The sequence below is a fragment of the Sphingomonas sp. genome, from assembly GCF_036387535.1.
GTDB lineage: Bacteria > Pseudomonadota > Alphaproteobacteria > Sphingomonadales > Sphingomonadaceae > Sphingomonas_R.
The window spans coordinates 1-6,942 of record NZ_DASVTO010000038.1 but is presented as its reverse complement, the minus strand read 5'-3'; the positions used below and the strand labels follow the sequence as shown (position 1 = coordinate 6,942).

General features: G+C 68.0%; 6 protein-coding genes and 1 pseudogene. 4 read left to right on the top strand and 3 right to left on the bottom strand.

The window, feature by feature from the left end; all coding sequences use genetic code 11:
• Positions 1 to 1,296, bottom strand: a 1,296-nt coding sequence (locus VF649_RS03250) for an NAD(P)/FAD-dependent oxidoreductase (RefSeq protein ID WP_331010525.1), incomplete at its 3' end; no start/stop codon positions are given.
• Positions 1,297 to 1,418: 122 nt separating this feature from the next.
• On the opposite strand from VF649_RS03250, the gene VF649_RS03245 reads away from it, so the two are divergent.
• The 3 genes from VF649_RS03245 (at position 1,419) to moaB (ending at position 4,794) form a co-directional block, all read left to right on the top strand.
• Entirely contained in the window at positions 1,419 to 2,180 is a 762-nt protein-coding gene (locus VF649_RS03245; RefSeq protein ID WP_331010524.1) for a uracil-DNA glycosylase family protein, read from the top strand.
• On the top strand, positions 2,177 to 4,192 hold the full coding sequence (locus tag VF649_RS03240) for a lytic transglycosylase domain-containing protein (RefSeq protein ID WP_331010523.1): 2,016 nt from the start codon (positions 2,177 to 2,179) through the stop codon (positions 4,190 to 4,192). Before VF649_RS03245 ends, VF649_RS03240 begins: the two co-directional genes overlap by 4 nt.
• 74 nt (positions 4,193 to 4,266) lie before the next feature.
• Positions 4,267 to 4,794 carry a molybdenum cofactor biosynthesis protein B gene (gene moaB, locus VF649_RS03235; protein WP_331010522.1) on the top strand — a complete coding sequence of 176 codons (528 nt, stop codon included), beginning with the start codon at positions 4,267 to 4,269 and terminating at the stop codon, positions 4,792 to 4,794.
• 4 nt (positions 4,795 to 4,798) lie between these two features.
• Here the strand turns inward: moaB and VF649_RS03230 are convergent, their stop codons facing one another.
• On the bottom strand, positions 4,799 to 5,131 hold the full coding sequence (locus VF649_RS03230; RefSeq protein ID WP_331010521.1) for a VOC family protein: 333 nt from the start codon (positions 5,129 to 5,131) through the stop codon (positions 4,799 to 4,801).
• Positions 5,132 to 5,185: 54 nt separating this feature from the next.
• Here VF649_RS03230 and VF649_RS03225 point away from each other — a divergent pair, with 54 nt between their 5' ends.
• Positions 5,186 to 6,262 (top strand): PA0069 family radical SAM protein, encoded by a 1,077-nt coding sequence (locus tag VF649_RS03225; RefSeq protein WP_331010520.1) that lies wholly within the window; start codon positions 5,186 to 5,188, stop codon positions 6,260 to 6,262.
• A gap of 40 nt (positions 6,263 to 6,302) precedes the next feature.
• Here the strand turns inward: VF649_RS03225 and VF649_RS03220 are convergent.
• Positions 6,303 to 6,942 (bottom strand): annotated as a pseudogene (locus tag VF649_RS03220) (DNA polymerase III subunit alpha); the annotation flags it as partial.

The following is a 6,942-nucleotide window of genomic DNA, read 5'->3' as shown; positions in this document are numbered from 1 at the left end:
CGCCCGCCACAGCTGCTCGTTGTCGCGGTGATGCTTGAACGTCCATGGCAGCTTCACGCCCAGCTGGTGCATCCACATGTCGAACCCGGCATAGACCGTGCCCGCCACCGGCCCCAACTTCTCCAGCGCCGGACCGGCATTGCGGACCTTCTTCAGCTCCGTCGCGATCCAACTCGCCTCCAGCGCGGGCTGATAGGCGGTCAGTTCCGGCGTGTTGCGGCCCGACAGGATCTCGTCGAATGCCGCCTCCGCCGCCAGCATTCCGGATTTCATGGCGGTATGGCTGCCCTTGATCCGCGGCACGTTCACGAATCCGGCCGAACAGCCGATCAGCGCGCCGCCCGGAAACGCCAGCTTCGGCACCGCCTGCCACCCGCCTTCGTTGATCGCGCGCGCGCCGTACGACACGCGCCGCCCACCCTTCAGCATCGCGGCGATCGCCGGATGATGCTTCCAACGCTGGAATTCGTGAAACGGTGACAGATGCGGGTTCTTGTAGCCGAGGCCGACCACAAAGCCGAGCGCGACCTGGTTGTTCGCCTGATGATACAGGAACCCGCCACCGGTCGCGTCCGACAACGGCCAGCCCTGGGTATGGATCACCTTGCCCGGCACATGCAGTTCGGGATCGATGTCCCACAATTCCTTGATGCCGATCGCATAGGTCTGCGGCTGGCAGTCGCGTTCCAGGTCGAACAGGGTTTTCAGTTCCTTGGACAGATGTCCGCGCACGCCTTCGGCGAAGAAGGTATACCGGGCATGCAGTTCCATGCCCGGCTGATAATCGCCCTTGTGCGTGCCGTCCTTCGCCACGCCCATGTCGCCGGTGGCGACGCCGCGCACCGCGCCCTGTTCGTCGAACAGCACCTCGGCCGCCGCAAAGCCCGGGAAGATCTCGACGCCCAGCGCCTCCGCCTGCCCCGCCAGCCAGCGGCAGAAATTGCCGAGGGAGCAGGTGTAGGTACCCTTGTTGTTCATGAACGGCGGCATCAGCAGGTGCGGCAATTCGGTCTTTCCCGACGCGCTCAGCACCCAGTGATGATTTTCCACGACCGGTACGGTCAACGGGCTGTCGAGATCGCGCCAGTCGGGGATCAGTTCGTCGATCGCGATCGGATCGATCACCGCACCGGACAGGATGTGGGCGCCGACTTCGGATCCCTTCTCCAGCACGCAGACGCCGATCTCACGGTCAGCCTGCGCCGCCAGCTGTTTGAGCCGGATCGCGGCCGCCAGGCCCGCGGGGCCAGCCCCCACGATGACGACATCATATTCCATGCTCTCGCGCTCAGCCATGTCCGCTCCATCGGGCTTCCGGTCATCCCGCGGAATCGTCGTCCCGCCGGGTATGGCCTGCATTCCAATTGACGCCTGCGTCAACCTTCGTCTGTATGTAAGCCGTAAAGGCGGGGTTTTCCATGGACGGGGTAGCCGAGGCACTGAGCGCGCTGCGCTGGTGGCGCGATGCGGGCGTCGACATGCTGGTTGACGATTCGCCGCGCGATTGGCTGCGGCCGGCGGCGCAGATCACGCCTGTTACCCGTGTTGACGCCGCTGTTACCCGCGTTGACGCCGCGCCCGCGCCCGCGCCGACCGTCCGGGAACCGCTGGCCCAACCGGCGCCCGCGGCGGCATTGCCCGCCACGCTGGCGGCATTTTCGTCATGGTGTGCCGATCCGGCGGTCTTCCCTGAACTCGGGCCCGGCCGGATCTGTGCCAGCGGCGATCCCGCGGCGGGTGTCATGCTGCTCGTCGATATGCCGGAACCGGATGATTCCGATGCTGGCCTTTTGCTGTCGGGCACGCTCGGCCGGCTGTTCGACCGCATCCTGGCCGCCATCGGACGCGACCGTGCATCGGTCTATGTCGCCGCGCTGTGCCCGGCGCGCCCGGCGGGGGGGCGGATCGCGCCCGCCACGTCCGCCGGCCTGATCCGCGCCGCCCGTCACCATGTCGCGCTTGCCGCGCCCAAGGTGCTACTTCTGATGGGCAAGGAAGCGATCACGGCGTTCGGACTGGACTGGCCGCAAGCGCGGGGGCATTCACACAAAATCAACCATGAAGGCGGCATGACGACCGCTGTCGCGACCTTCCATCCGCGCATGTTGCCCCAATCGCCGGCCCGCAAGGCCGATCTGTGGGCGGACCTGCGGCTGTTGCAAGAGGAACTCGATCGTTGAGCATCCGCACCCTCGTCCTGGCGACGCTTGCCGCCACGGCCCTGCCGGCCGCCGCGGTCCAGGCGCAGGACATGGTCTATGGCTTCGGGTTGCAACCGCGCGCGGTGCTGCCGGAGGCGCGGGCGATGATCACCCCGCCGCCCGTCCCGACGGCGCCGCCGATGGTTGCGCCGGCCGCGCCCGTCACACCGGCGGCATCGGCCCCGATCCTGTCAATTCCGGCGGCCAGCCGCGGGCTGACGTCACCCGCCGTCGCCGCGGCGCGGATCGCACCGATCTCCAGCTTCGCCGCGCGTCCGGCTTCTGGCCCGGCCGCGGCCGCCGTAAATGCGCTGCCCGCGCAACTGGATGCCGCACAGCGCGACGGCTATCGTGCGGTGTTCGCCGCGATCCGGACGCGGGACTGGTCGTCTGCCGCCGCCCGGCTCGATGCGATGCCGGTCGGCCCGCTTCACGCCATCGCCCGCGCCGAACTCTCGCTGACCAAGGGCAGCCCGCGGGTCGAGACGGATGTGCTGGTCGCGCTTGTCACGGCGGCACCCTGGCTGCCCCAGGCGGCTGCCATGGCGCGGCTGGCCACCGCCCGCGGCGCCACCATGCTGCCGACGCCCCCCTATCAGCATGATCTCATCCATCTCGACGGTGCGCCCAAGCGCCGGGCGGCACAGACCACGCGCAGCGACATCGCCGCTGCCGATCTTGCCCGCCGCGTACTGCCGCTCATCAAGGATGATCGCCCGGCGGATGCAGAGGCGCTGCTGGTCGCGGCCGACCCGATGCTGTCGGGCGATGCGCGCGTTGAATGGCAGCAACGCATCGCCTGGTCCTATTATCTGACCGGCGACGACGCCAATGCGCGCCGCCTGGCGACGCCCGCCGCGGGATCGACCGGCGAATGGGCGGTGCAGGCTGCCTGGGTCCAGGGGCTCGCCGCCTGGCGCGCGCGCGATTGCGAGGCGGCCGCCCGTGCCTTTTCCAGCGTCTCTGCCCGTGCGCGCGATACCGAGATGACCGCCGCCGGCCTGTTCTGGTCTGCACGGGCCGATGTCGCCTGCGGCCGCCCGCAACAGGTTCAGGCCAAGCTCCGCTCCGCCAGCCGGTTGTCGGAAACCTTCTATGGGCTGCTCGCCACCGGCGCGCTGGGCTATGCCCTGCCCGCGCCCGATCACCGGATGGACTTCGGTGGCGCGGACTGGACGGTGGTCGCCGGCCGCCCCAACCTGGTCACCGCCGTCGCGTTGAAGGAGATCAACGAGGATGACCTGGCCGACCAGCTGCTGCGCTATCAGGCGCGGATCGGGCTGCCGGCGGATCATGAGTCGCTGCTTCATCTCGCCGCGCGGCTCAACCTGCCGGCGGCGCAGATCTGGCTGGCGCAGAACGGTCCGGTCGGTGTCAGCCTGTCGGCGACCGCGCGCTATCCGGCGCCGGGATGGACGCCGGAGCGCGGCTGGCGCGTGGACAAGGCGCTGGTGCTGGCCCACGCGCTCCAGGAATCGCAATTTCGGGTCGGCGCGGTCAGTGCGGCCGGCGCGCGCGGCCTGATGCAGATCCTGCCGGGCACCGCCGACCTCATCAACAAGCGTCGCGGCGAAGGCAGCGCGGATCGCACCCGGCTCAACGATCCGTCGACCAACTTCGAATATGGCCAAAGCTATCTGGAACAGCTGTCGCAAAGCTGGATGACGGGCGGTCTGCTGCCCAAGGTGATCGCCGCCTATAATGCCGGTCCAGGTTCGGTGCAGAAATGGAACGAGCGCGGCCGCAATCTGACCGATCCGCTCTTGTTCATCGAATCGATCCCCTTTTTCGAAACCCGCGCCTATGTCGCGATCGTACTGCGCAACTACTGGATGTATCAGCGTCAGTCCGGCGCCGTTCCCGCCAGCCTGAAAGCGATGGCGCAGGGCATGTGGCCGCGCTTTCCCGGCCTGTCGGGTGCGACCGCGATCCGCATGGACGGAATCGGCGCGACTGCGAGCATCGCCACCAGCACAATCGGCGCGAACTGAGCAAAACAGCACGGCCGGCGCGAACTGAGCAAAAGCCCTCCCCCCTCCAGGGGAGAGGGAGTAAGGCTCCGCTCATGCCCATCGACGAAACCCGCCTGTTCCTCCCCGTCCGGATCGCGGTCCTCACCGTGTCCGACACCCGAACGGCCGCTGACGACCGCTCCGGAGACACGCTCGCCGCGCGGGTGGAAGCGGCGGGGCATGTGCTGGCCGACCGCGCGATCGAACGGGACGACGTGCCCGCCCTGATCGCGCGGCTCGACGGTTGGATTGACGATCCCGCGATCGACGTCGTCATCTCGACCGGCGGCACCGGCGTCACCGGACGCGATGTCACGCCCGAAGCGTTCGCCCGCGTGTGGGACAAGCAGATCGAAGGCTTTGGCGAACTGTTCCGCTGGCTGTCCTTCCAGACGATCGGCACCTCCACCATCCAGTCGCGCGCCTGTGCGGGTGTGGCGCGCGGCACCTATCTGTTCGCGTTGCCGGGTTCGACCGGCGCGGTGAAGGACGGCTGGGACGGCATCCTCAAGGATCAGCTCGACAGCCGCCACCGTCCCTGCAATTTTGTGGAACTGATGCCGCGGCTGACCGAACGCTGACCGCTTACTCGGCCTGCATCACAGCCAGCTCGTTCCCGCTGGGATCGGTGAACTGGAACCGGCGCCCGCCCGGAAAGCCGAAGATGGGGACGACGATCCGCCCGCCCGCTGCCTCCACCTGGCGCTGCGCCGCTTCCAGATCCGCCACCGCGATCACCGCCAGCGGCGGCTTGGCCGGCGCGGCGTCCCCGTCCAGGCCGAGATCGACATCGCCGGTCGTCGTCGCCGCATAGCTGGGACCATAATCCGTCATCGTCCATCCGAACGCCGTAGTATAGAACTCGCGATCCCGCGCCACGTCACCGGATGCCAGCTCCACATAGTTCAACCGCGCCATCATCGACTCCTCATCGTTCTTGCTATGTTCTTGCGGTTCACCTAGCGTCTGTCAATGCGATCGATCGACGCGAGACCCGGCCGCGGCGCGCCGGTGAACAGCAGCAGCACGCGCTTCGGCTTGCCGGAACGCATGGCGGACGGCGACTGGCTGGACGATCGCGACACCATCGACGACGCGGTGCCGCCGCTGCGCACCACCGTCACGACCGAAGCCGCGCGGACCATCATCACCCGCAACCAGTCGCCTGATATCGGCTTCGATCGGTCGATCAACCCGTATCGCGGCTGCGAACATGGCTGCATCTACTGCTTCGCGCGGCCCAGCCATGCATTTCTCGATCTCTCGCCCGGTCTCGATTTCGAATCGCGCCTGTTCGCGAAGCCGAATGCGGCCGATCTGCTCCGCGCCGAGCTGCGCAAGCCGGGTTATGCCGTCCGTCCGATCGCGTTTGGCACCAACACCGATCCCTATCAGCCGATCGAACGCGACTGGCGCATCACCCGCGCCTGTATCGCGGTGCTGGCCGAAACCCGCCATCCGCTGACCATCACCACCAAGTCGGACCGGGTGGTGCGCGACGTGGATCTGCTCGCGCCGATGGCGGCGGAGCGGCTGGCGACGGTGGTGGTGTCGGTCACCACCCTTGATGTACGGATCGCGCGCACGCTGGAACCGCGCGTGCCGCATCCGCGCCGCCGGCTCGCCGCGATCCGCGCCCTGACCGAAGCCGGCATCCCGACCTATGTCTCGCTGGCCCCGGTCATCCCGCACATCACCGATCATGAACTGGAGGCGATCATCGCCGAGGCGGCCGCCGCCGGCGCCTGCGGTGCCTTCTTTCTGCCGGTCCGGCTGCCGAACGAAGTCGCGCCGCTGTTCCGTGCCTGGCTGGACGAACATTATCCGGATCGCGCGGCCAAGGTGATGGCGACGGTGCAATCGATGCGCGGCGGCCGCGACAATGATCCCGGCTTCTTCACGCGCATGCGTGGCGAAGGGCCCTGGGCCGATCTGCTCCGCACCCGTTTCCGCATCGCCTGTCGCAAGGCGGGGCTGGGCCATATCAAGCTGGACCTGCGCACGGATCTGTTCCGCCCACCGGACGGGCCGCAACTGTCGCTGTTCTGACCGCAAAAAAGTCCCCCCTTGAAGGGAAGGACCAAAAATCTCACGACACCAGCGCCAGCGGCACCGTCTCGCCGGCCAGCAGCTTGACCGATCCCACGCCCGGCACCCGTTCGATCAACGCGGCCAGTTCGGCGTCGATCTTCACGTCGCGCGCCAGTCGCAGTTCCGCGACACCGCCATCGATCGCGGCGTTCAGCACCAGCTCGCCGCGACCCCCGCGCGCGACCGCACAGATTCGCGCCAGCCGGTCGAGCGCCGCCGGATGATCGACCGCGACCACCAGTTTCAGCTTGGTGGTGTCCTGCATATCCTCGAACGGGCGGATATGCTTGATCGTCACGCGCGGCGTCTCTTCGCCCGGCTTCCGGTCCAGCTCGACGCGCACGAACCCGCAACTGCCGGTACGCGCCGCGCCCTCCAGATCGGCAGCGACCGCGTCGTCGAAACAGGTCGCGACGAACTGCGCCGATGCGTCGGAACAGGTCGCCATCATATAACGGCGCCCCTTGGCGGAAGTGCGCCAGCCGGCACTTTCGACGAGCACGGCCATGCGCGATTCGGTGCGCCCGCCATCCGCCGGCGCGGGATAGCTCGATAGTTCGGCAAAGCTGCGCGCGCCCATCGCGGTCGCCAGATGGCGATAGCGGTCGGTGGGGTGCGCCGAAAAATAGAAGCCGAAC